Raw genomic sequence first — 22,234 nt, 5'->3', positions numbered from 1 at the left:
TGCAACTAACCGATGGCGCTCAGCCTTTTCGCAACTTGATATTTTGCTCTTCATAGGCACGACTGAATTCGCGCCCGAACAAATCCTCGAAATCATCTTCGGCCTCCCTGGAAATGCTCGCATAGAGTTCCGTGAACAACTCCCAGTATTGCGCTTGACGTCTACCGGGCAGCAAAGCGCCAATAGCCGAAGGTTGACTTAAACGCGCTTCCAGTACCGCTGGCTGAAAACGCTCGAGCAGGTGTTTGATCGAGGCTTGCACGCCCGCCATGACCGCCAGTTGATGCGCTTTCAGGTCGTCGAAGCTTTCCTTGATCGCCTGGTCGGCCGGCATGAAGGCCTGGTTGCCGGAACGCAGCAATAACAGCAGCGCCTCATCGACATTGGGGGCGAATTTGAGGGGGTTGTTCTCCACCGGGCGGATCATGGTCTGGGTCATGCGGAACTCACCCTTGAGGCTGGCACGGGCGCGCAGCACCTCGATCAACCCCTCGACCATATGCCGGTAGCTGCGGCCGATGGCCTCCATTTGCGCGCGGGTTTCGCCTCTGTCGATACGCAATTGTTCGAGCCCCGCGCCCCTGAGAAAGGCTTCCAGCACCTGCTCATTGTCGCCCCCGCTTGCCGGCGCCGCAGGCGCAACCGCGGCCCGTTGCACGGCCGGTTCGGGTGCGCTGCCGGGAATATTCTCCGATGCCGCTGGCAATGGTTGCGGCTGGGCCTGCGTGGTGGCTTGCACAGTGGCCGGCGCCACCGGCGCCGGACGTGCGCCCAGCTCGGCGAAGGGGTCCCAATCCGCCGGGATCGCCGGTGCCGCGCCGGTTTCGCTGGCCGCAGGCGCGCTCGGGCGTTGTGGCTCAGGCGGGCGAAAATCATGGCGTTCGGGCGGCACGTGGTCGGCCTGGGCCGGAGGGGGAACGGCCGGGGACGCGAGAAAATCGAACAGGTCGGGCTTGGTGTCCAGGGATGAACCGCCCGCGTGAATCTGTACCCTGCCGGGGGGCGCCGCCGCTGCGCCGGGAATCTCGCCGGCCGCCTGGCGCTTGAGCAGCGCATCGAAGCCGGTAAAGGGATCGCTCATCCCGGGTGCGTCGTTGACGATCTGTGGCGCGCCGTTGATCTGCACCAGGATGTCGTACTCGCCGACGCGCAACAGTTCGCCGTCGCGCAAGGGTTCGCTGTTGCCGCGGTGCATGCGCACGCCGGTATTCACCAGCTGTACGCCATTGGTGCTGGTGTCGGTCAGGTAGTAGGTGCCGTCACGCAGTTGAATGACGCAATGCTGGCCGGACACCAGGCGCTCCGGGTCTGGAAGTATCCAGTCGTTCTCGGGGTTGCGGCCGATTTTCAGCTCACCGCGATCAAGCTCGAACTCCGCGCGTTGGCCGGGAGTCAGCTTGTGATAACTGGTGATTGTCAAACGCAGCGGCATTAGAACTCCTTGTACGGTATTGCTCAATAACAACCGCTTGTATGCCAGCGAGTGCAAACCGAGTATAGCCCCCTAAAAGATTTCGGTGTCGCCAAAGTTCCTGCGCTTATATTCGATTTTTTCAAATAACCCCTATAACAAAAGAAACTAAAAAACCGGCCTGCGACCGCCTATCTTCAAACATGTTCCCCACTGGTCGGAGAGTTTCTTGACAACAATTGAACTGAGCTAAAACTTCAGGTCAATTGTTGAATTCAGAAATGACGCCAAACAGTGGCTCTGGATAGAACACTTATCCGCAGGAAAAGGGATTTAGTCGTGCGCTCACCCTGACCGGGCGTCGATTGCCGGGCCGATATGGAGATCACGTCCGTGATGGATGTACAGCGTTTGTTGGAAACCATTTCCCCTGACTCCCCCTGTGGCGGCGACCTCGAGTACGACACCGCCTTTCTCGAGCTTGAACGCGCCGCGCAAGGCCAGCCCGAACGGCAGATGGGCGATGCCGTGTTACCCGCCACGCCGCCGGAATGGCGCCAGGTCCGCGACCTCTGCGTCGAGCTGTTCACGCGCAGCAAAGACCTGCGCATCGCCAACTACTTCCTGCAAAGCGCCATTGCCCTGCAAGGCTTGCCCGGCCTGGTGCAAGGGTTGCAGCTGATCCAGCAGTTGCTCGCGCAGTATTGGGACGACCTGCATCCCAAGCTGGATGCAGAGGACGGCAATGACCCCACTTTTCGGATCAACGCCGTCGCCGGCCTCAACGCCGAGCCGGTCATTCGCCTGCTCTGGAGCATGCCGCTGATCAGCTCGCGGGCATTTGGCAGCATCGGCCTGCGGGCCGCGCTGAATGCCGCCGGCTTGCAACGCTTCGCCAGTGAAAGCCTCAGCCCGGACCAGCTCGGCGCGGCCTTTCAGGACTGCGCGGGCGAACAGCTCGAGGCCTGCCGCGCCGCCCTGAACGATGCCCATGGCACGCTGTTGACCATAGAGCGCGAGGTCAACGAACGGGTCGGCTCCGCGCGCGGCGCGGACCTGGGCACGATCAAGCAACTGCTTCGGCATGCCGTGCAAATCATCGCCGAGCACGCCCCGCAACCGGGTGTTTCCAGCGCTGCCGCGCAGGCCGGCGAGCCTGTCGATACAGCCATGTCCACTGCCCCCGTCGCCGCCGCGCCGCGCATCGCTGGCGAAATCGTCAGCCGCGACGATGTGCTGCGCAGCCTCGACCGCATCCTCGGTTACTACGTCAGGCACGAGCCCTCAAGCCCGGTGCCAGTGCTCTTGAGCCGCGCCAAAAGCCTGGTCAGCGCGGATTTCGCCACCATCGTGAGCAACCTGATTCCGGACGGCTTTTCCCAGTTCGAAAAATTGCGCGGGCCTGAAGGTGAACAGTCCGAGTGAGAACGCTTAACCGACGCCCATCCAACACAGCCGCATAGGCAGCGCAGGAGGAAAAATGGCTAACACCAGCAGCCAGAAATTCATCGCCCGTAACCGTGCTCCCCGGGTGCAGATCGAGTACGACGTAGAGCTTTACGGTGCCGAGAAGAAGGTGCAATTGCCCTTCGTCATGGGGGTGATGGCCGACCTTGTCGGCAAGCCCGCCGAACCGCTGCCGGCGGTGGCCGACCGCAAGTTCCTGGAGATCGATGTCGACAACTTCGACTCGCGGCTCAAGGCGATGAAACCGCGGGTGGCGTTCAATGTGCCCAATGCCCTGACCGGTGAAGGCAACCTGAGCCTGGACATCACGTTCGAGAGCATGGACGACTTCAGCCCGGCCGCGGTGGCGCGCAAGGTCGATGCCCTCAACCAACTGCTCGAAGCCCGCACCCAGCTGGCCAATCTGCTGACCTACATGGACGGCAAGACCGGCGCCGAGGACATGATCATGAAGGCGATCAAGGACCCCGCGCTGTTGCAGGCATTGGCCAGCGCGCCAAAACCGACCGAACCCGAGCCGCAAGCCTGACAGAGGATGCAGACCATGGCCGAATTGATGAAAGACCCGCAGGCCCAGGCAGACGCCGCGACCGCACCGAGCGACTTCGCCGCCCTGCTCCTGCAAGAGTTCAAACCCAAGACCGAGCACGCCCGCGAGGCGGTGGAAAGCGCCGTGCGCACCCTGGCCGAGCAGGTCCTGAGCAAGACCGAGCTGATCTCCAACGACGCGATCAAATCCATCGAATCGATCATCGCCGCGATCGACGCCAAGCTCACCGCGCAGGTCAACCTGATCATGCATCACGCCGACTTCCAGCAACTGGAAAGCGCCTGGCGCGGCCTCAACTACCTGGTCAACAACACGGAAACCGACGAGCAACTGAAGATCCGCGTGATGAGCATCGCCAAGGGCGACCTGCACAAGACCCTGAAGAAGTTCAAGGGCACCGCCTGGGACCAGAGCCCGATCTTCAAGAAAATGTACGAAGAGGAATACGGCCAGTTCGGCGGCGAGCCGTTCGGCTGCCTGGTGGGCGATTACTACTTCGACCAGTCGTCGCCGGACGTCGAGCTGCTCGGCGAGCTGGCCAAGGTCTGCGCGGCCATGCATGCGCCCTTCATCAGCGCGGCCTCGCCGACGGTGATGGGCATGGGCTCCTGGCAGGAGCTGTCCAACCCGCGCGACCTGACCAAGATCTTCACCACGCCGGAATACGCTGCCTGGCGTTCGCTGCGCGATTCCGAGGATTCGCGCTATATCGGCCTGACCATGCCGCGCTTCCTCGCCCGCCTGCCCTACGGCGCCAAGACCGACCCGGTGGATGCCTTCGCCTTCGAGGAGGAAACCAACGGCGCCGACAGCTCCAAGTACACCTGGGCCAACTCGGCCTATGCCATGGCGGTGAACATCAACCGCTCGTTCAAGCTCTATGGCTGGTGCTCGCGGATTCGCGGCGTGGAGTCCGGCGGCGAGGTGCCGAACCTGCCGACGCACACCTTCCCGACCGACGACGGTGGCGTGGACATGAAGTGCCCGACCGAAATCGCCATCGCCGACCGGCGCGAGGCGGAGCTGGCGAAGAACGGTTTCATGCCGCTGCTGCACAAGAAGAACACCGACCTCGCCGCCTTCATCGGCGCGCAATCGCTGCAGAAGCCGGCCGAATATGACGACCCCGACGCCACCGCCAACGCCAACCTGGCGGCACGCCTGCCCTACCTGTTCGCCACCTGCCGCTTCGCCCATTACCTGAAGTGCATCGTTCGCGACAAGATCGGCTCGTTCAAGGAAAAGGACGACATGCAGCGCTGGCTGCAGAACTGGATTCTCAATTACGTGGACGGCGACCCGGCCCACTCCACCGAAACCACCAAGGCGCAACACCCCTTGGCCGCGGCGGAGGTGGTGGTCGAAGAGGTCGAGGGCAATCCCGGTTACTACAGCTCGAAGTTCTACCTGCGCCCGCACTACCAACTCGAAGGGCTCACGGTATCGCTGCGGCTGGTATCCAAACTTCCATCCGCCAAGGCGGTTTGATCCATCCCCGGTGGCACTCGCCGTGGTGGCGGGTGCACTGCAACACAGCGTGGCCAATCGCTGGAGCACAGTGGTGTAGACCACTCAAGGAGGCATGATGGCTGTTGATATGTTTATCAAGATCGGCGACGTCAAGGGCGAGTCCCAGGACAAGAACCACAAGGAGGAGATCGACGTGCTCTCCTGGAGCTGGGCCATGGCCCAGTCCGGCAACATGCATGTGGGCGGTGGCGGCGGTGCCGGCAAGGTCAATATCCATGACCTGACGTTGACCAAGTGGGTGGATAAATCCTCCCCCAACCTGATGATGGCCTGCTCCAGCGGCAAGCATTACGACGAGGCCAAGCTGACGGTGCGCAAGGCCGGCGGCGACGATCCGGTCGAGTACCTGACCATCACCCTCAAGGAGGTCCTGGTGTCTTCGATCGGCACCGGCGGCAGCGGCGGCGCGGATCGCCTGACCGAAAACATCGCGCTGAATTTCGGCCAGGTGCTGGTCGACTACCAACCGCAGAAGCAGGACGGTTCCAAGGACGGCGGCCCGGTCAAGTACGGCTGGAACATCCGCCAAAACGTCAAGGTGTGACGCCAGCCACCCTGCAGCCCTGCCGCAGGGTGCTCGGCTTGTACCAGGGGCCACGGCGCAACAGGAGGTTCGATGATGGCCAGACCCGCGTTCATCAATCTGTGGAACAACTACCCGACTGAAAGCCAGCCTTGCGATGGCGGTTGGGAAAATCAATGCGCGATCCGCCTGAGCATTACGCTCAACGCCGAGCGAAGCATCCTTGTGGATGGCCACACCTATTCGGAGCCGCGCTGCAGCCACGGCCACGCCCGCGGCGCCGAGTCGCTGGCGAACTGGCTGTGGCGACAGCATCTGGGCCGGCCAAGCATCTTTACCGACGCGGCCAAGGCCAAGCTGCAGCTCAATGAGAAGAACGGGATCATTTTTTTCAAGGATTGCTTTACCCGCAGTGGCGAGAGTCGCGCGGTCGGCGATCATATCGACCTGTGGAGCCGCGGTTTCACCAAGACCTACGACGACCCGGCCAACCACTCCGCCCAGGTGTGGTTCTGGGAGCTGTCATGAGTCAGCGCCTGCTTCGCCTTATCGTCGCAGGCCTGGCGGGTTTGATTTTGCCCGCCTGCGCGCAGAACCCGGCCGATAACGCCACCCAGGCGCGCTTCCTGGCCCGGGACCTGCTGCTGGAAGAGCGCAATGGCAACTGTCGCGTGCTGGTCCCGCAGCAGCCCGGCATCGACCTGAGCCTGAAATGGCCTTGCCAGTTCCACCGTGACCCCAGCGGCACCCTGCGCACCAGGCAGGTGGGGACACGCCAGGTGATATTGGTGGAAAGCAGCGAGCACTTGCCCTCGCCCAGTCGGGACTGCCGCACCGAGATCCAGGCGATACGCAGCGGCTCCGACCAGACTCTGGAAGCCTCGTCGGCGGTGAGCCGGGTGACGGCCTGCCCGCCCTTCCAGTGGGACGAGAAAATGTTTATCGGCCTGTTCGAACCCGACGCTTGACCGCACGCCAGGGCTCGGCTCGAAGCCTGCGAACTAAACCTGCGAATAAGGAGATGGCCATGAACGCCGAACAGCCGATGTCTGCAGGTCAGTTGGGCGGCGCCTTCCGGGCCCTGCGGGATCAACTGCGCAGCCTCGGCTGCGCCGACAGGGATAACTGAAGATGGCCGAGCTGACCCTGCAAGAACGCCTGCAACCCTCGTTGCTCGATCGCCTGACCGACGATGATCCGCACAACCCGAAAGAAGCCGCCGAGCGCCGCGTCATGTCGCTGACCCAGCTGAAAGCTTGCGTGCTGCGCGATCTGGCCTGGCTGTTCAACACCTGCGTGCTGTTCGATCCGGAGCAGGCCGCGCAGATGCCGGCGGGCAACTCGGTGCTGAATTTCGGCCTGCCGCCCCTGGCCGGACATACCGCCTCGAGTGTCGATGTACAGGCCATCGAAGCCTTGTTCAGCGACACCATCGCCACCTTCGAGCCGCGCATCCTCAAAGGCTCGTTGAAGGTTCGCGCGCGACTCGACGGCAATGACATGAGTCACAACGCCCTGAGCTTCGAGATCGAGGGCGATCTGTGGGCCGAGCCGGTGCCCCTGCGCTTGCTGCTCAGCACCGCCCTGGACCTGGAAACCGGGCACGTCAAGGTGACGCCGGCCGAACCCGTCAGGAGACGCCAATGAACCCGCGCATGCTCGAGTATTACAACCAGGAGCTGCAGCATATCCGCGAGAGCGCCGCCGAGTTCGCCCATGAGTTCCCCAAGATCGCCAGCCGCCTGACCCTGTCCGGCATCGAATGCGCCGACCCTTATGTCGAGCGCCTGCTGGAGGGCTTCGCCTACCTGAGCGCGCGGGTCCACCTGAAGCTGGACGCCGAGTACCCGACCTTCACCCACAATCTGCTGGAAATCGCCTACCCCCACTACCTGGCGCCGACGCCTTCGGTGGTGGTGGTTCAACTGCTCGCCGACCCCAACGAGGGCTCACTGACCAGCGGCTTCACGGTCGAACGCCAGGCCGCCCTGCGCGGCCAGCTCGGCCATGGCGAGCAGACCGCCTGCGAATACCGTAGCGCCCATGCCGTGACGCTGTGGCCGTTGCAGGTCGGCCATGCCGAATACTTCGGCAACCCAGCCGCGACCCTCGGCCAACTGGCCGCCAGCGAACCCAGGGCCAAGGCCGGGCTGCGCCTGCGCTTGCGCTGTGGTGCCGGGTTGCCGTTCAACGCCCTGGCGCTGGACAGCCTGCCGCTCTACCTCAATGGCGCCGACGAACAACCTTTTCGTCTGTACGAGCAGTTGCTCGGCAACGCCTGCGCGGTGTTTATCAAGAGCGTCGATGGCGACTGGGTCGAGCGCTTGCCCGTGGAGAGCCTCAAACCCCGCGGCTTCGACGATCAGGACGCGGTGCTACCCGTGGTGCCCCGGGCCTTCCAGGGGTATCGCCTGCTGCAGGAATATTTCGCCCTGCCCAATCGTTTTTTGTTCGTCGACTTCACCGGCCTGAGCGCCGGTGTGCAGCGCTGCACCAGCCAGGAACTGGAGTTGGTGGTGCTGTTCGATCGCCTCGACAGCACCCTGGAAGGCACGGTATCGGCGGCCCAGTTCTTGCCCTTCTGCACCCCGGCGGTGAACCTGTTTCCACGCCGCACCGATCGCATTCACCTGAGCGAGCGGGTGCATGAGCACCAGGTGATCGCCGACCGCACCCGGCCGCTGGATTTCGAGATCCATTCCCTGACCCAGGTCACCGGCCATGGCAGCGGCCCCGAGCAGCCGTTCCAGCCGTTCTATGCGATCCGCGACCCGCTGCGTTATGGCCGCGAGCAGGCCTACTACATCCTCCGCCGCGAGCCGCGTCGCCTGTCCAGCCAGCAACGGCGACGCGGGCCACGCTCGACCTATATCGGCAGCGAAACCTTCGTCTCGCTGGTGGATGTCAACCAGGCGCCCTATCGCCACGACTTGCGCCAGCTCGGTCTCGGCGCCCTGTGCACCAACCGCGACCTGCCGCTGCTGATGCCGGTGGGGACGGGCAAAAGCGATTTCACCCTGGAAGACAGCGCCCCGGTGCTGGCCGTGCGCTGCCTGGCCGGGCCAAGCCGGCCGCGGCCGAGCCGCGCGCACGATGCCAGCGCCTGGCGGCTGATCAGCCAGCTGTCGCTGAACTACCTGTCGCTGAGCGAACAGGGCCAGGGGGCCGCGGCGCTGCGCGAATTGCTGCGCCTGTACGGCGACCCCGGCGATTCGGCGCTGCAGTTGCAAATCGAAGGCCTGCGCCAGGTGCGCAGCACGCCCTGCACCCGCCGGTTGCCGATGCCGGGACCGATCGTGTTTGGCCGTGGCCTGGAGATCAGCATGGAGTTCGACGAAAACGCCTTCCGCGGCACCGGCGTGTACCTGCTGGGCGCGGTGTTCGAGCGCTTCCTGGCCCGTTACGTGTCGATCAACAGCTTCACCGAAACCGTACTGCGCACCACCGAGCGCGGCGAAATCATGCGATGGCAGGCGCACCCCGGATGTCGACCGAACCTCTGAAACCGCTGCACAGCATCGAGCGGATGACCGACGAGCCCTGGGCCTACGACTTCTTCCAGGCGCTACGGCGCATCGAGTGCGAGGCCAGCGACTGGCCGCGCATCGGCCACTCCTTGCGCTTGCACGACGACCCGCTGCGCCTGGGGCAGAAACCCGACTGCGGCTTCGCCCCCTCGACCCTGGCCAGCATCGAGACCGGCCCCGAGGGCGCCGCGCCGCGCATCGAGCAGTTCTTCTTCGGCCTCACCGGGCCCAATGGCCCGCTGCCGCTGCACCTGACCGAATACGCCCGCGATCGCCAGCGCAACAACGACGACGCCAGCTTCACGCGCTTTCTCGACGTGTTCAATCACCGCCTGTTATGCCTGTTCTACCGCGCCTGGGCCGAGGCGCGGCCGACCGTCAGCCATGACCGCCCCGACCACGACTACTGGTCGATGCGCCTGGCCGCGCTGTCCGGGCGGGGCATGAGCAGCCTGCTCGGCCAGGGCCCGATCGCCGACTCGGCGCGCTACCACTTCACCGGCCACCTGGCGGCGCAAACCCGCTACCCGGACGGCTTGCGCGCGATCCTGGAAGACTATTTCGGCGTGCCGGTGAGCATCGAGGAATACGTCGGCCAGTGGCTGGAGTTGCCGCAGCGCAGCCAGCTGGGCGTGGCGCTCTGCTCGCTCGGCAGCGACCTGAGCCTGGGCACCCACGTCTGGGATCGCCAGCATAAATTCCGCATCCGCCTGGGGCCTTTGAGCCTGGAGCAATACCGCCGCCTGCTGCCCGGCCAGGAAAGCTTCGGCGAACTGGCCGCCTGGGTCGCCGAGTACCAGGGCGAGGAGCTGGATTGGGAAGTCAATCTGCTGCTGCGGCACCAGGAAGTGCCGCGCATCGATCTCGACGGCCAGACCCGCCTGGGCTTCGACACCTGGCTCGGCAGCCCGCCGACGGATGCCGGCGACCTGCTGCTGGCCCGCGAATACGCCAGCCATACCACCCCCTCAAGGAGCAGCGATCATGAGTGAGATCAGCCGCGCCGCGCTGTTCGGCAAGTTGAACAGCCCGACCTACAAGGCCATCGAAGCCGCCACCGTGTTCTGCAAACTGCGCGGCAACCCCTATGTGGAACTGGTGCATTGGCTGCATCAGCTCCTGCAATTGCAGGACTCTGATTTGCATCGCCTGGTCCGCCAGTTCAGCCTCGACCCGGCGCGCCTGTCCAGGGATATCACCGACGCCCTGGACCGCCTGCCGCGTGGTTCGACCTCGATCACTGACTTGTCCTTGCAGGTCGAGGAAGCCGCGGAGCGCGGCTGGGTCTATGGCAGTTTGCTGTTCGGCGAGAGCCAGGTGCGCAGTGCCTATCTGATTGTCGGCATGCTCAAGACACCGAGCCTGCGCCACGCCCTCTCGGCCATCTCCCGCGAGTTCGACAAGATCAAGGTAGAGCACCTGATCGAGCGCTTCGACGAATACCTCGGCGACTCGCCGGAAAACGGCCTGGCCGCCAGTGACGGTTTCAACGCCACCGCCGCGCCGGGCGAAGCGAGCGGCGCCCTGGCGCCCAGCGCGCTGGGCAAGCAGGAGGCGCTCAAGCGCTTTACCGTCGACCTCACCGAACAGGCCCGCAGCGGCAAACTCGACCCGATAGTCGGGCGCGACGAGGAGATTCGCCAACTGGTCGACATCCTCATGCGCCGCCGGCAGAACAACCCCATCCTCACTGGCGAAGCCGGGGTCGGCAAGACCGCGGTGGTCGAGGGCTTCGCCCTGCGTATCGTCGCCGGCGACGTGCCGCCGAGCCTCAAGGACGTCGAACTGCGCACCCTGGACGTCGGCCTGCTGCAAGCCGGCGCGAGCATGAAGGGCGAGTTCGAGCAGCGCCTGCGCCAGGTCATCGAGGATGTGCAGGCCTCGCCCAGGCCGATCATCCTGTTTATCGACGAGGCCCATACCCTGGTCGGCGCCGGCGGCGCGGCCGGTACCGGCGATGCCGCCAACCTGCTCAAGCCGGCCCTGGCCCGTGGCACCCTGCGCACCGTGGCGGCAACCACCTGGGCCGAATACAAAAAGCACATCGAGAAGGACCCGGCCCTGACCCGGCGCTTCCAGGTGGTGCAGGTCGACGAGCCGTCCGAGGCCAAGGCGATCCTGATGATGCGCGGCGTTGCCTCGACCATGGAGCAGCACCACAAGGTGCAGATCCTCGACGAGGCGCTGGAGGCCTCGGTCAAGCTGTCGCACCGTTATATTCCGGCCCGGCAGTTGCCGGACAAATCGGTGAGCCTGCTCGACACCGCCTGCGCGCGGGTCGCCATCAGCCTGCATGCGGTACCGGCGCAAGTGGACGACAGCCGCCGACGCATCGAGGCGCTGAGCACCGAGCTGGCGATCATCGGCCGCGAGCAGGCCATTGGCATCGCCATCGGCACTCGCCAGCAGGAGGTCGAGGCGGCCCTCTGCGAGGAACGCCAACGCCTGGCGACCCTGGAAGGTCGCTGGAGCGAAGAGAAAGCCCTGGTCGATGAACTGCTGGCGACCCGCGCCACCCTGCGCGCCGCCGCCGAACCGCTGGACGACACCAGCGGCGAGGCCGGCGCTGCATCGCCGCGCCTGGCTGAAGCCGAACGCACGGCATTGCGCGACAAGCTCGGCGAACTGCAAAGCCGCCTCGCCACCTTGCAGGGCGAAAGCCCGTTGATCCTGCCCACGGTGGATTACCAGGCGGTGGCCGCGGTGGTCGCCGACTGGACCGGCATTCCGGTCGGGCGCATGGCGCGTAACGAAATCGACACCGTGCTCAGGCTCGACGAGCACATGAAAAAACGCATCATCGGCCAGGACCACGCCCTGGCGATGATCGCCAAGCGCATCCAGACCTCGCGCGCCGGGCTGGACAACCCCAGCAAGCCGATTGGCGTGTTCCTCCTCGCCGGTACCTCGGGCGTGGGCAAGACCGAAACCGCCCTGGCCCTGGCCGAGGCGCTGTACGGCGGCGAGCAGAACATCATCACCATCAACATGAGCGAGTTCCAGGAGGCCCACACTGTCTCCACCCTCAAGGGCGCCCCGCCCGGCTATGTCGGTTATGGCGAAGGCGGCGTGCTGACCGAGGCGGTGCGGCGCAAACCCTACAGCGTGGTGTTGCTGGACGAGGTGGAAAAGGCCCACCCGGACGTGCACGAAATCTTCTTCCAGGTGTTCGACAAGGGGGTGATGGAGGACGGCGAAGGCCGCCTGATCGATTTCAAGAACTGCCTGATCCTGCTCACCACCAATGCCGGCACCGAGATGATCGCCAGCCTGTGCCGCGACCCGCAACGGCTGCCCGATCCCGATGCCATCGCCAAGGCGCTGCGCGAGCCGTTGCTCCAGGTGTTCCCGCCGGCCCTGCTCGGGCGCCTGGTGACCGTCCCCTACTACCCGCTGAGCGACGAAATGCTCAAGGCCATCACCCGCCTGCAACTGGAACGGATCAAGCAGCGCGTGGAAAGCGGGCACAAGGTGCCCTTCGCCTACGACGACAGCGTGGTCGACCTGATCGTCTCGCGCTGCACCGAGATCGAGAGCGGCGGACGGATGATCGACGCCATCCTGACCAATACCCTGTTGCCGGATATGAGCCGGGAGTTTCTCACCCGCATGCTCGAGGGCAAGCCGCTGGCGGGCGTGCGCATCAGCCAGCGGGACAATGCGCTGCATTACGCATTCGACCCGCATACCGACTGACGCCCGAACGCGAGCCGGAGGAAGCCGTTTATGGCAATCACGCAAAGCACCCGCCTGGTGCAGGTCGACAGCCCCCTCGGCGGCGAGGTCCTGCTGCTGCAGGGCATGGAAGGCAGCGAGGAGCTGGGGCGGTTGTTCCATTACGAACTGGACCTCACGTCCGAAGACCGGGCGATCAAGTTCGACCAGTTGCTGGGCAAGCCGATGGGCCTGACCCTGGAGCTGCACGGCGGCGGCAAACGCTATTTCCATGGCATTGCCTGCGGCTGCCGGCAACTGACCGGCCACGGCCAGTTCGCCGGTTATCGGGTCAGCCTGCGGCCCTGGTTCTGGCTGCTCACGCGCACCTCGGACTGCCGGATTTTCCAGAACAAGACGGTGCCGGACATCATCAAGCAGGTGTTCCGCGACCTCGGTTTCTCCGATTTCGAAGACAACCTGAGCGGCACTTACCGCGAGTGGGAATACTGCGTGCAATACCGCGAAACCAGCTTCGACTTCCTCAGCCGGCTGATGGAGCAGGAAGGCATCTACTACTACTTCCGCCATGAGAAAGCGCGGCATGTCCTGGTGCTGGCCGACGCCTACGGCGCCCACTCGACGGTGGCCGACTACGCCTCGGTGCCCTTCTACCCGCCCGATCAGCAGATGCGCGAGCGCGACCACTTCTACGACTGGCAACTGGCGCGGGAAGTCCAGCCGGGCTCGCTGGCGTTGAACGACTACGACTTCCAGCGCCCCGGCGCCAGCCTCGAAGTGCGCTCCAGCGTGTCGCGCAGCCACAGCAACGGCGACCATCCGCTCTACGACTACCCGGGCGAATACGTCCAGAGCAAGGATGGCGAGCATTACGCACGCACCCGTATCCAGGCCATTCACAGCCAGTTCGAGCGCGTGCAGTTGCGCGGTCGGGCGCGTGGCCTGGGCTGCGGGCATCTGTTCAAGCTGACCGGCTACGAGCGCGCCGACCAGAATCGCGAATACCTGGTGGTGGTCGCCCGCTATCAGATCCGCCAGGAGCTTTATGAAAGCGGGCAACTGGACCTGGCCGAGCAGTTCACCAGCGAGCTGGACTGCATGGATGCCAGCCAGGCCTTCCGCCCCCTGCCCCTGACGCCCCTGCCGATTGTCCGCGGGCCGCAGACCGCCAGGGTGGTGGGCCCCGCTGGCGAGGAGATCTGGACCGACCAGTATGGCCGGGTCAAGGTGCATTTCTATTGGGATCGCCACGACCAATCCAACGAGAACAGCTCCTGCTGGATGCGCGTGTCACAGGCCTGGGCCGGCAAGAACTGGGGGTCGGTGCAGATCCCGCGGATCGGCCAGGAAGTGATAGTCGGTTTCCTCGAAGGCGACCCGGACCGCCCGATCATCACCGGCCGCGTCTATAACGCCGAACAGACCGTGCCCTACGAACTGCCGGCCAATGCCACCCAGAGCGGGGTGAAAAGCCGCTCGAGCAAGGAGGGTTCGCCCGCCAACTTCAATGAAATCCGCATGGAGGACAAGAAAGGCGCGGAGCAGTTGTTCATCCACGCCGAGAAGAACCAGGACATCGAGGTCGAGAACGACGAGACCCACTGGGTCGGCCACGACCGCAGCAAGACCATCGACAACGACGAAACCGTGCACGTCAAACACGACCGCACCGAAACCGTCGATAACAACGAAACCATCACCATCGGCGTGGATCGCAAGGAAAAGGTCGGCAATAACGAGACCATCTCCATCGGCGTGAACCGTACCGAAGATGTCGGCAGCGACGAGAAAATCACCATCGGCGCCAACCGCACCGAGGACGTGGGCAACAACGAGACCATCACCATAGGCGCGGACCGCACGGAAAAGGTCGGTGCCAACGAAACCATCACCATCGTCAGCAACCGCACCGAGGACGTGGGCGGCAACGAGACCATCGACATCACCGGCAACCGCAACGAAACGGTCAAGGGCAACGAAGGTATCGAGATCAACGGCAACCAGAGCACCCAGATCGGCCAGAACGAATCCCGCGACGTCACCCAGAACCGCACCACCAACATCCAGCAGGACGACAGCCTGGACGTCGGCAAGAACTTCTCCCTCACCGCCGGCGACTCCATCACCCTGACCACGGGCGCGGCCAGCATCACCATGAAGAAGGACGGCACCATCATGATTCGCGGCAAGGACATCACCATCGACGGCTCCGGCGCCATCAACATCAAGGCCAACAGGAACGTCGTCGTCAAAGGCCAGAAGATCCTGCAGAACTAGGGGTCTGTACGAAAAGTCGGCGAGCGAAGGTCAGGCAAGGCAAAAACAGGCGAGGAAGCGGAGTTTAGGGGCCTAAATGAGCATTCCGAGCCTGTTTTTAACGCAGCATGGCCGAGCGCAGCCACTTTTCGTACAGAGCCAGCACAGTGGAGGTATGTATATGACGGTTCAACACCCGCTACCCGCCCAGGCCCGCATCGACGCTGTCGTCATCGGCACCCTGCTCGAGCTGCCGCACGCCAGTGCGCCCAGGGTCGTTTACCCGGGTTGCCCGGATGCCAGCGGCGTCGTTGCCCGTTGCACCGCGCGGCTGGGGCCGGCGGATATCGGCGGCCAGGTGGCGCTGATGTTCGAAGGCGGCGACCCGGCGTGCCCATTGGTGATCGGCCGCCTGCTCGGCGCGGATGCCGCGCCCGAGCCCGTCGCCCACGTGCGGCTGGACGAGCAGTGCCTGGAACTGAGCGCCGAACGCGAGATCGTGCTGCGTTGCGGCAAGGCCAGCATCACCCTGACCCGCGCGGGCAAGGTGATCATCCAGGGCGCCTACCTGTCCAGCCGCTCCAGCGGGGTCAACCGCATCAAGGGCGGTTCGGTGCAGATCAACTAGACAGGTATCCGGCCTATGGAACTGCTCAACGCCAGCCAACTGCTTGCGGCCTATACCCAGGGCCTGGCGCCCGATGGCCGCGAATCCCTGGTGGTGGTGGCCAAAGGCACGTTCAACCTGCCCCTGGACGGCCGCGCGGCCACCCTCGCCGATACCCAGCAACCGCTGCTGATGGCCGACACCTTCCTCGGCGAGCCCGGCCTCAGCGCGCCGCTGCAGGAAATGGACTTCGCCCCGGTCAAACCATGCTGCGATGTCCTGGTGCGCGGCAAGGCCTACGCCCCCGGCGGGCGCCCCGTGACGCAGCTGACCGCGGGCATTCGCGTCGGGCGGATGAGCAAGGCTTTTTCCGTCCTCGGTCCACGGCAATGGCAATCGGGGCTGCTGGGCGTTGCTCCCGGCTTGCCGCAGCCGTTTACCGAGCAGGACATCTCCTACGCCCGGGCGTTTGGCGGCAGCCATCCGATCGCCAACGACCCCCAATTGCGTCACTGCTACCTGGACAACCCGACCGGTTGCGGCTGGTATCCGCGCAGCGCCGACAGTGCCGACATCGTCGGCATGCCGATGCCGAGCACCGAGGAGCTGGGCAAACCGATCGACAGTCCCTCTGGCGACTTCCGCCCCATGGCCCTCGGCCCCCTCGGCCGTGGCTGGCCACAACGCGCCCGCTTCGCCGGCACCTACGACGAGGCCTGGCTGGCCGACTGCTTTCCCTTTCTGCCGGCAGATTTCGACCAGCGCTACTTTCAGGCGGCACCCGAGGATCAGCAGACCCACTACCTGCGCGGTGGCGAGGATGTGCTGTTGCTCAACCTCACGCCCCAGGAGCGCGCGGGCTTTCGCATTCCCCAGATGGAGGTGCCGGTGACCTTCTTCCTGAAAAAAGGCGGCCATGAAACCGTGCAGGCGGTGATCGACACCTTGCTGATCGACACCGACACGTGCCAGGTGCAGTTGACCTGGCGTGTCTCCCGTCCGCTACAACGCAACCTGTTCGAAATCGCCCAGGTACTGGTGGGTAGCATGTCCACGGGCTGGTGGCGCGCCCGCGAACTGGGCAAGGATTATTACCCGTCGCTGTCGGCCCTGGTGAAAGCCAAACGCACACCCGAGGAGACGCCCTGATGACCGCGCTGTGCATCATCGGCTCCGGCATGGTCAGCGCCGTAGGCCTGAGCGCCCCCGCGAGCTGCGCGGCGATCCGCTGCGCCATCGACAACTTCCAGGAAACCCGCTTTATCGACCGCGGCGGCGAATGGCTGATCGCTGCCAGCGTGCCCCTGGAACAGCCCTGGCGCGGGCGCAGCAAGCTGGTCAAGATGGCGGCGCGGGCCATCGCCGAGGCGCTGCAGGGCACGCCGGGCGTCGACCCGGAGAACACCCCGCTGCTGCTCGGGGTGGCGGAGGCCGACCGCCCCGGCCGTCTCGACGGCCTGGACCTGGGCCTGCTGCACGACATTGAGCATGAGTTGGGCCTGCGTTTTCATGGCAGCTCCAATGTCATTGCCCGTGGTCGGGTCAGCGGCGCGGTCGCCCTGCTCAATGCGCGCAAACTGATTTACCAGCAAGGCCATCGCCACGTGCTGATCGCCGGCGTCGACTCCTTCCTCAGCGGCCCGACCCTGGCCGCTTTCGAAGAGCGCGAACGCCTGCTCACCAGCCAGAACTCCAATGGTTTTATCCCCGGCGAAGGTGCCGCCGCCGTGCTGGTCAACGCCCCGACCGCCAGCGAAGCACCGCAGCTGGCCTGCATCGGCCTGGGGTTCGGCGTGGAAAAAGCCACGGTGGAGGCCGAAGACCTTCCGCTGCGCGCCGACGGCCTGACCCAGGCCGTGCGCGCGGCCCTGAGCGAAGCCGGCTGCGGGCTGGAGCAGATGGACTATCGGCTCACCGACCTCTCCGGCGAGCAGTACTACTTCAAGGAAGCCTCCCTGGCCCTGAGCCGCACCCTGCGGGTGCGCAAGGAATTCTTCCACCTCTGGCACCCCGCCGACTGCATCGGCGAAACCGGCGCCGCCATCGGCCCGGCGATGCTCGCCGTGGCCCTGGCCGCCAGCCGCAAGGGCTATGGCGAAGGCCCGAATATCTTCTGCCACCTCGGCAACGACGCCGGCCAACGCGCCGCCGCCCTGCTCAGTTATCAGACCGTGAGGGCCGCCTGATGGGCAACGAGGTGTATGCCAACAATATGGAAGTTTCCTGCAAGGCGGCGGATGGGAAATCCATCGCTTGTTTCCCCGATGTCTGCTTTACCCCGCCTCAGACGCCGCCGACTCCGACGGGAGTGCCCATTCCCTACCCCAATACCGGCATGGCCAAGGACACCACCAACGGCACGCGTACAGTAAAAATTACCGGAAAAGAGGTGATGCTTAAGGACAAGAGTTACTTCAAGACCAGTTACGGCGACGAGGCCGGATGCGCGCCGAAAAAGGGGGTGATCACCAGCAAAATCAAGGGAAAAGTGTACTTCACCGCTTGGTCGATGAATGTGAAGTTCGAGGGCGAAAACGTGGTCCGTAATCTCGACCTGACCACCCATAACCACGGCTCGACCTCGAACACCGGGCCTTGGCCCTACTCAGACGCGATAGCCATGGATAAGGCCAGACACCCCTGCCGCGGGATGGCCAAACAGATTAAAAGCGACTGCACGGGCGCCACCGACTACAGCGCCAAATGCTGCAAGGCGCGCAAATGCTTGGTCATGCCGAAGGAGCCGAATCGCTGTTGCAACGGTTCCGACGGAAAACAAATGACGGGGCATCACCTCTTACCCTCCAAAGAGTTCGTGGCTCACGAAGGCCGTGGAGCGCCGGATGCCGCAACCAATTACGTTTCCAACAAAGCGCCCTGTCTGTGCGTGGAAGGAACCAGCCACTCAAAACGCACGGAACACGGCCAGGTTGGCTGCAACTACACCGTCGAGCGAAACAATTGGCTGAACGACCCTGCCAATCAAAACAAAACCTACACCTTGGCCGTGGGCTGCGCTGTGGGAGCCAAATCAGCGGTGGGCAAAGTGAAAGTGCCACGCGGAGCAGAAGGGTGTGATGAGAAGTGTTTGAAAAAACAATTGGATACAGGCCACGCCAAGATGAGTTTGACCGTAGGCCCCAACGACCCGCTACCACGAGCCAAACAGCCGCGCCGACCGATGCGAACCTGATGCTCGGAACCTGTTTCGGCTCTCGCGAGGCAGGCAAGGATAAAAGCGCAGAAGGATCGCCAAACCGCAGCAACTTTGAGACAGATTCTTAATAAAGGAAGCCGCCCATGAATGACATTTCAGACTCCGAATTCATCCAAGATGCCTTTATCCAGGAAGGCGTAAGCCCCACACCCGATGTTTTCATCCTCGCTTGCACTGTTGGCGATGACTATGACGACCCCAAGAACCGAGTAGGTGTTAAGAAGGGTGACCTCTGGCTCGACTTTTCCTTGGCCGGCGAAGCGATATTGTCGATCGATGCGAGCGCCGACGGCCTCGCCTATGTATTAGGGGAGAACGGCACCATTGTCCGTTTCAATTGGAAGCGCCCTGCAACCAAGGATGAGTTGGGCGCGTCCCGAACGCTGTTTCCAAACCTGCCGGTATACGACAAAGGACCGTTACGGCGGATACGCATCATTGGCAGCGATGTGATCTGCGCAGGCTCAGTCGGGCAAGTTTACTGGTTGAACAATGAGAAAATCGAAGCGCTACCGTCCCTCAGAGTCGAGGGCAATTACGTCACCATCGAAGACATCGCCGGCACCAGCAGAAACGATTTCGTTGCCGTCACATCCGACGGCTATGCCGCACACTTCAACGGCAAACGCTGGGCAACGCTGGATATTCCGACCAATACCGACCTAACCAGCATCTGCCCCCTTGCAGGTCAGAACTATGCAATTTCAGGTGGCGATGGCGTGGTTCTGATTGGCTCGGGCGACCAGTGGCAAGTCCTCAACCATGACGATGAAGAACGACACTATTGGGGTATAGCGTCCCATGCCGGTTCTATTTACGCGGCTCATCTTGCGGGGATTGACAAAGTATCGGGGGAAGACCTCATCGCGCTGAAAATACCGAACAGCAAGAATCTGCAATTTACCGTTCTGCGCAGCAGCGACTGGGGCGTATGGTCATTTGCCGAGCGCACTGTTGGGCTCATTCAGAACGATCAATGGCAAACAATCATGAGTTAATGCTTCGACTGCTTACCCAATTCTGCTCATCTTACTCAAGCCTCAGAGGCTGACCGATCATATGTTTATCGCTCAGGTTATAGACCAACATGCCGAAGAAGCCGCCTTCCTCGCCGGCCTGCGCGACTATGCCGTACGAGCGCCCCACTATGACCTCAAGCACTTGACCACCCTGGACAACCGCATCGAAGCCCATCTGGATGGTCTGCGCATAGCGGATTTGCCCGGACTGGAGGCCTTGTCGCAGCAACTGGGCCCCAACGCACGGGGCGAGGTATTTGCCGCCACGGTGTTGTCCTTCGAGACAAACAATGCGACAGCCATGGGCATCCTGGTCGAGCATGTACGCCTGCATACGGGCAGTGAACGCTTTATGGCCGCGGCCTTGGGTTGGCTCGACTGGGAGCGGGTATCGCCCTGGATCGAGCGCATGCTCGCCTCCCCCGAGCCCTTGTTCCGCCGCCTCGGCCTGGCCGCCTGTGGCATGCACCGCCACGATCCCGGCCCCGCCCTGCTGGCCGGGCTGTCCCATGCCGACCCCAGCGTGCTGGCGCGGGCCGCCCGTACTGCCGGCGAGCTGCGCCGTCGCGACCTGATGCCGGCGATTCACGCCCATCGCCAGCATCAGGATGCAGCCACCCGCTTCTGGGCCAACTGGGCTACCGCGCAGATGGGCGACGAGGAAGCGCTGGAGCCGCTGCGCCAGTTCGCCGAGCAAGCGGGCGAATTCCAGTACCGCGCGCTCTGCGTATGGCTGGCCTGGCAAAAGCGCGAGTACAGCATCGCCTGGATCCGCCAGTTGATGCAGAACCCCGAACAGCGGCGCATCGGCATTCAGGCCGTCGGGCTGCTGGGCGACCCGGTCAGCGTGCCCTGGCTGATCCAGCAGATGAGCGACCTGCCGCATGCCCGCGTCGCTGGCGAGGCCTTCAGCCTGATGACCGGCGCGGACCTGGCGCTGCTCGATCTGGAATTGCAGGATCTGCCGGATTTCGATGCCGGGCCGAACGACGACCCTGAGGACTCCAATGTCGTCATGGACCCCGATGAGAACCTGCCCTGGCCCGACCCGCAGTTGATCGCCGCCTGGTGGCAAGCCCATGCAGGCGATTTCCAGGCGGGCGTGGGCTATGTGCTGGGGCTGCAACAGAGCGAAAGCAGTTATCGGCAAGCGCTTGTCCGCGGCCAGCAACGCCAGCGGATCGCCGCGGCATGCGGCATCGCGCGCTTGCGGCCGACCGAAGTGCTGTTCCCCACCAGCGCACCCGCCTGGCGGCAAAAGGCATTGTTGGGAGAGCCGGCGGCGTTCGGGCGACGATAAACAGGCAGCTGCACCGGACTGCCCCCGCTAACGCACTGCATTCTCCCTAGCGCTTATCGTGCTCCCGGCACCACGCCGCGATTCAACTGTTCGCGCAGGTATTCGATAAACACCCGCACCGGCCGCGAACCCTGGCGGTGCTGCGGATAGACCGCCGACAAGGCCAGGGGCGCAGGCTCGAAGGCGTCCAGCAGCGACACCAGCCGCCCGTCGCGCAGGGCCGTCTCGACAATAAAGGTCGGCAGGTAGGTAATGCCCATGCCGGCGATGGCCGCGTCCTTGAGCAATTCGCCGTTGTTGACCCGCATGCGGCCGGTGACATTGACCAGCAAGGGCTTGTGGCCCTGCCCTTCGAACCGCCACTGCACCTGGCGCCCATGGCCGTAAGGCAGGCAGTCGTGCCCATGCAGTTCTTCGGGGCGCAGCGGCGTGCCGCGCTCGGCCAGGTAGGCCGGGCTGGCGCAATACACCCGCTGGATCGAAGCGATGCGCCGGGCGATCAGCGTCGAGTCTTCCAGCACGCCGATGCGCAGGGCCAGGTCGTAGCCTTCGCCGAGCAGGTCCACCGGACGGTCGCTGAGGTCGACCTCGACCGAGACCCCGCGATAGCGCTGCAGGAACGCCGGCAGCAGGTCCCCCAGATGGGCCATGGCGAACGACAGCGGCGCGCTCAGGCGAATGGTGCCGCGGGGCTCGACGGTCTGCCCGGCGATGCCCTGCTCCACCTGCTCGACTTCGCCGAGCAGGCGCAAGGCCGACTCGTAGTAACTCTGCCCCAGGGGCGTCACGTCCAGGCGCCGGGTCGAGCGGTTGAGCAAGCGCACGCCCAGGCGCTCTTCCAGCTGCATCAGCCGCCGGCTGACGAACTGCTTGGACAGGCCCAACTGATCCGCCGCCGCGGTGAAGCTGCCAGAGTCCATGACCTGGCAGAAAATGCGCATATCTTCGAACGGATTCATTGTCACTCTCTGGTTGACAGCTGAACGCTTTATAGCGGCTTTTTCGCGTTCCGGCGCCTCATTCCACCTGGAAAACCACATCACCTGGTTTACGACGACTACGCCGCCGATCGCAGCCTGCGGCAGCGGCTACAGGGACCGCGATGCCTGTGTAGCCGCTGCCGAGCTTGCGAGGCTGCGAACGGCAACGCAG

General features: G+C 64.0%; 19 protein-coding genes. 17 read left to right on the top strand and 2 right to left on the bottom strand.

Annotation, left to right across the window (positions count from 1 at the left end):
• Window positions 1-19 precede the first annotated feature (19 nt).
• Window positions 20-1,432 (bottom strand): type VI secretion system-associated FHA domain protein TagH, encoded by a 1,413-nt coding sequence (tagH, locus tag BLV20_RS00095; protein ID WP_092295211.1) that lies wholly within the window; start codon window positions 1,430-1,432, stop codon window positions 20-22.
• Between the two features lie 375 nt (window positions 1,433-1,807).
• Between tagH and tssA the strand changes: the two genes are divergently transcribed.
• From tssA to BLV20_RS00010, 17 genes are all read left to right on the top strand, one after another.
• Entirely contained in the window at window positions 1,808-2,836 is a 1,029-nt protein-coding gene (gene tssA / locus BLV20_RS00090; RefSeq protein WP_092295208.1) for a type VI secretion system protein TssA, read from the top strand.
• A 55-nt stretch (window positions 2,837-2,891) separates the two neighbouring features.
• Window positions 2,892-3,407, top strand: coding sequence for a type VI secretion system contractile sheath small subunit (tssB, locus tag BLV20_RS00085; RefSeq protein ID WP_009049566.1), 516 nt, complete (start codon window positions 2,892-2,894; stop codon window positions 3,405-3,407).
• 15 nt (window positions 3,408-3,422) lie between these two features.
• Window positions 3,423-4,916, top strand: a complete 1,494-nt coding sequence (tssC, locus tag BLV20_RS00080) for a type VI secretion system contractile sheath large subunit (RefSeq protein WP_092295205.1) — start codon at window positions 3,423-3,425, stop codon at window positions 4,914-4,916.
• 97 nt (window positions 4,917-5,013) lie between these two features.
• Window positions 5,014-5,502 carry an Hcp family type VI secretion system effector gene (locus tag BLV20_RS00075; RefSeq protein WP_009044340.1) on the top strand — a complete coding sequence of 163 codons (489 nt, stop codon included), beginning with the start codon at window positions 5,014-5,016 and terminating at the stop codon, window positions 5,500-5,502.
• A 75-nt stretch (window positions 5,503-5,577) separates the two neighbouring features.
• Entirely contained in the window at window positions 5,578-6,009 is a 432-nt protein-coding gene (locus BLV20_RS00070; protein WP_175540129.1) for a type VI secretion system amidase effector protein Tae4, read from the top strand.
• The gene (locus BLV20_RS00065) at window positions 6,006-6,449 is read left to right on the top strand and encodes a hypothetical protein (protein ID WP_092295199.1); all 444 of its coding nucleotides are present in this window, start codon (window positions 6,006-6,008) and stop codon (window positions 6,447-6,449) included. Before BLV20_RS00070 ends, BLV20_RS00065 begins: the two co-directional genes overlap by 4 nt.
• Before the next feature lie 163 nt (window positions 6,450-6,612).
• Window positions 6,613-7,128, top strand: a complete 516-nt coding sequence (gene tssE / locus BLV20_RS00060; RefSeq protein WP_038633344.1) for a type VI secretion system baseplate subunit TssE — start codon at window positions 6,613-6,615, stop codon at window positions 7,126-7,128.
• The gene (gene tssF / locus BLV20_RS00055; RefSeq protein WP_092295196.1) at window positions 7,125-8,984 is read left to right on the top strand and encodes a type VI secretion system baseplate subunit TssF; all 1,860 of its coding nucleotides are present in this window, start codon (window positions 7,125-7,127) and stop codon (window positions 8,982-8,984) included. Before tssE ends, tssF begins: the two co-directional genes overlap by 4 nt.
• Window positions 8,966-10,000, top strand: a complete 1,035-nt coding sequence (tssG, locus tag BLV20_RS00050; RefSeq protein ID WP_092295192.1) for a type VI secretion system baseplate subunit TssG — start codon at window positions 8,966-8,968, stop codon at window positions 9,998-10,000. The genes tssF and tssG overlap by 19 nt, the downstream gene beginning before the upstream one ends.
• Window positions 9,993-12,704, top strand: a complete 2,712-nt coding sequence (gene tssH, locus BLV20_RS00045) for a type VI secretion system ATPase TssH (RefSeq protein WP_092295189.1) — start codon at window positions 9,993-9,995, stop codon at window positions 12,702-12,704. Before tssG ends, tssH begins: the two co-directional genes overlap by 8 nt.
• Window positions 12,705-12,734: 30 nt before the next feature.
• Window positions 12,735-14,960, top strand: a complete 2,226-nt coding sequence (locus tag BLV20_RS00040; RefSeq protein WP_092295186.1) for a type VI secretion system Vgr family protein — start codon at window positions 12,735-12,737, stop codon at window positions 14,958-14,960.
• A gap of 160 nt (window positions 14,961-15,120) precedes the next feature.
• Window positions 15,121-15,567 (top strand): DUF6484 domain-containing protein, encoded by a 447-nt coding sequence (locus tag BLV20_RS00035; RefSeq protein ID WP_092295183.1) that lies wholly within the window; start codon window positions 15,121-15,123, stop codon window positions 15,565-15,567.
• A gap of 15 nt (window positions 15,568-15,582) precedes the next feature.
• The gene (locus BLV20_RS00030) at window positions 15,583-16,695 is read left to right on the top strand and encodes a DUF2169 family type VI secretion system accessory protein (protein ID WP_092295180.1); all 1,113 of its coding nucleotides are present in this window, start codon (window positions 15,583-15,585) and stop codon (window positions 16,693-16,695) included.
• Window positions 16,692-17,732 carry a 3-oxoacyl-ACP synthase gene (locus BLV20_RS00025; RefSeq protein ID WP_092296930.1) on the top strand — a complete coding sequence of 347 codons (1,041 nt, stop codon included), beginning with the start codon at window positions 16,692-16,694 and terminating at the stop codon, window positions 17,730-17,732. The genes BLV20_RS00030 and BLV20_RS00025 overlap by 4 nt, the downstream gene beginning before the upstream one ends.
• Window positions 17,732-18,739, top strand: a complete 1,008-nt coding sequence (locus tag BLV20_RS00020; protein WP_092295177.1) for a PAAR-like domain-containing protein — start codon at window positions 17,732-17,734, stop codon at window positions 18,737-18,739. The genes BLV20_RS00025 and BLV20_RS00020 overlap by 1 nt, the downstream gene beginning before the upstream one ends.
• Window positions 18,740-18,846: 107 nt before the next feature.
• The gene (locus tag BLV20_RS00015) at window positions 18,847-19,761 is read left to right on the top strand and encodes a hypothetical protein (protein ID WP_092295174.1); all 915 of its coding nucleotides are present in this window, start codon (window positions 18,847-18,849) and stop codon (window positions 19,759-19,761) included.
• Window positions 19,762-19,822: 61 nt separating this feature from the next.
• On the top strand, window positions 19,823-21,082 hold the full coding sequence (locus tag BLV20_RS00010; protein WP_092295171.1) for a TIGR02270 family protein: 1,260 nt from the start codon (window positions 19,823-19,825) through the stop codon (window positions 21,080-21,082).
• A gap of 53 nt (window positions 21,083-21,135) precedes the next feature.
• On the opposite strand, the gene BLV20_RS00005 is transcribed toward BLV20_RS00010, so the two are convergent.
• Entirely contained in the window at window positions 21,136-22,041 is a 906-nt protein-coding gene (locus tag BLV20_RS00005) for a LysR family transcriptional regulator (protein WP_092295168.1), read from the bottom strand.
• Window positions 22,042-22,234 lie beyond the last annotated feature (193 nt).

It is taken from the genome of Pseudomonas sp. NFIX28 (genome assembly GCF_900107395.1).
GTDB lineage: Bacteria > Pseudomonadota > Gammaproteobacteria > Pseudomonadales > Pseudomonadaceae > Aquipseudomonas.
Note: the sequence above shows the minus strand (reverse complement) of the source record. Positions and strands in the feature narration are given on the sequence as shown.

Coding starts and splice junctions, on each gene's coding strand:
- tssC (WP_092295205.1), top strand. CDS start 3,423: ATGGCCGAATTGATGAAAGACCCGCAGGCCCAGGCAGACGCCGCGACC.
- BLV20_RS00030 (WP_092295180.1), top strand. CDS start 15,583: ATGGAACTGCTCAACGCCAGCCAACTGCTTGCGGCCTATACCCAGGGC.
- BLV20_RS00065 (WP_092295199.1), top strand. CDS start 6,006: ATGAGTCAGCGCCTGCTTCGCCTTATCGTCGCAGGCCTGGCGGGTTTG.
- BLV20_RS00015 (WP_092295174.1), top strand. CDS start 18,847: ATGAATGACATTTCAGACTCCGAATTCATCCAAGATGCCTTTATCCAG.
- BLV20_RS00040 (WP_092295186.1), top strand. CDS start 12,735: ATGGCAATCACGCAAAGCACCCGCCTGGTGCAGGTCGACAGCCCCCTC.
- tssH (WP_092295189.1), top strand. CDS start 9,993: ATGAGTGAGATCAGCCGCGCCGCGCTGTTCGGCAAGTTGAACAGCCCG.
- tssG (WP_092295192.1), top strand. CDS start 8,966: ATGTCGACCGAACCTCTGAAACCGCTGCACAGCATCGAGCGGATGACC.
- tssE (WP_038633344.1), top strand. CDS start 6,613: ATGGCCGAGCTGACCCTGCAAGAACGCCTGCAACCCTCGTTGCTCGAT.
- tssF (WP_092295196.1), top strand. CDS start 7,125: ATGAACCCGCGCATGCTCGAGTATTACAACCAGGAGCTGCAGCATATC.
- BLV20_RS00005 (WP_092295168.1), bottom strand. CDS start 22,041: ATGAATCCGTTCGAAGATATGCGCATTTTCTGCCAGGTCATGGACTCT.
- BLV20_RS00075 (WP_009044340.1), top strand. CDS start 5,014: ATGGCTGTTGATATGTTTATCAAGATCGGCGACGTCAAGGGCGAGTCC.
- tssA (WP_092295208.1), top strand. CDS start 1,808: ATGGATGTACAGCGTTTGTTGGAAACCATTTCCCCTGACTCCCCCTGT.
- BLV20_RS00035 (WP_092295183.1), top strand. CDS start 15,121: ATGACGGTTCAACACCCGCTACCCGCCCAGGCCCGCATCGACGCTGTC.
- BLV20_RS00020 (WP_092295177.1), top strand. CDS start 17,732: ATGGGCAACGAGGTGTATGCCAACAATATGGAAGTTTCCTGCAAGGCG.
- BLV20_RS00070 (WP_175540129.1), top strand. CDS start 5,578: ATGGCCAGACCCGCGTTCATCAATCTGTGGAACAACTACCCGACTGAA.
- BLV20_RS00010 (WP_092295171.1), top strand. CDS start 19,823: ATGTTTATCGCTCAGGTTATAGACCAACATGCCGAAGAAGCCGCCTTC.
- tssB (WP_009049566.1), top strand. CDS start 2,892: ATGGCTAACACCAGCAGCCAGAAATTCATCGCCCGTAACCGTGCTCCC.
- tagH (WP_092295211.1), bottom strand. CDS start 1,432: ATGCCGCTGCGTTTGACAATCACCAGTTATCACAAGCTGACTCCCGGC.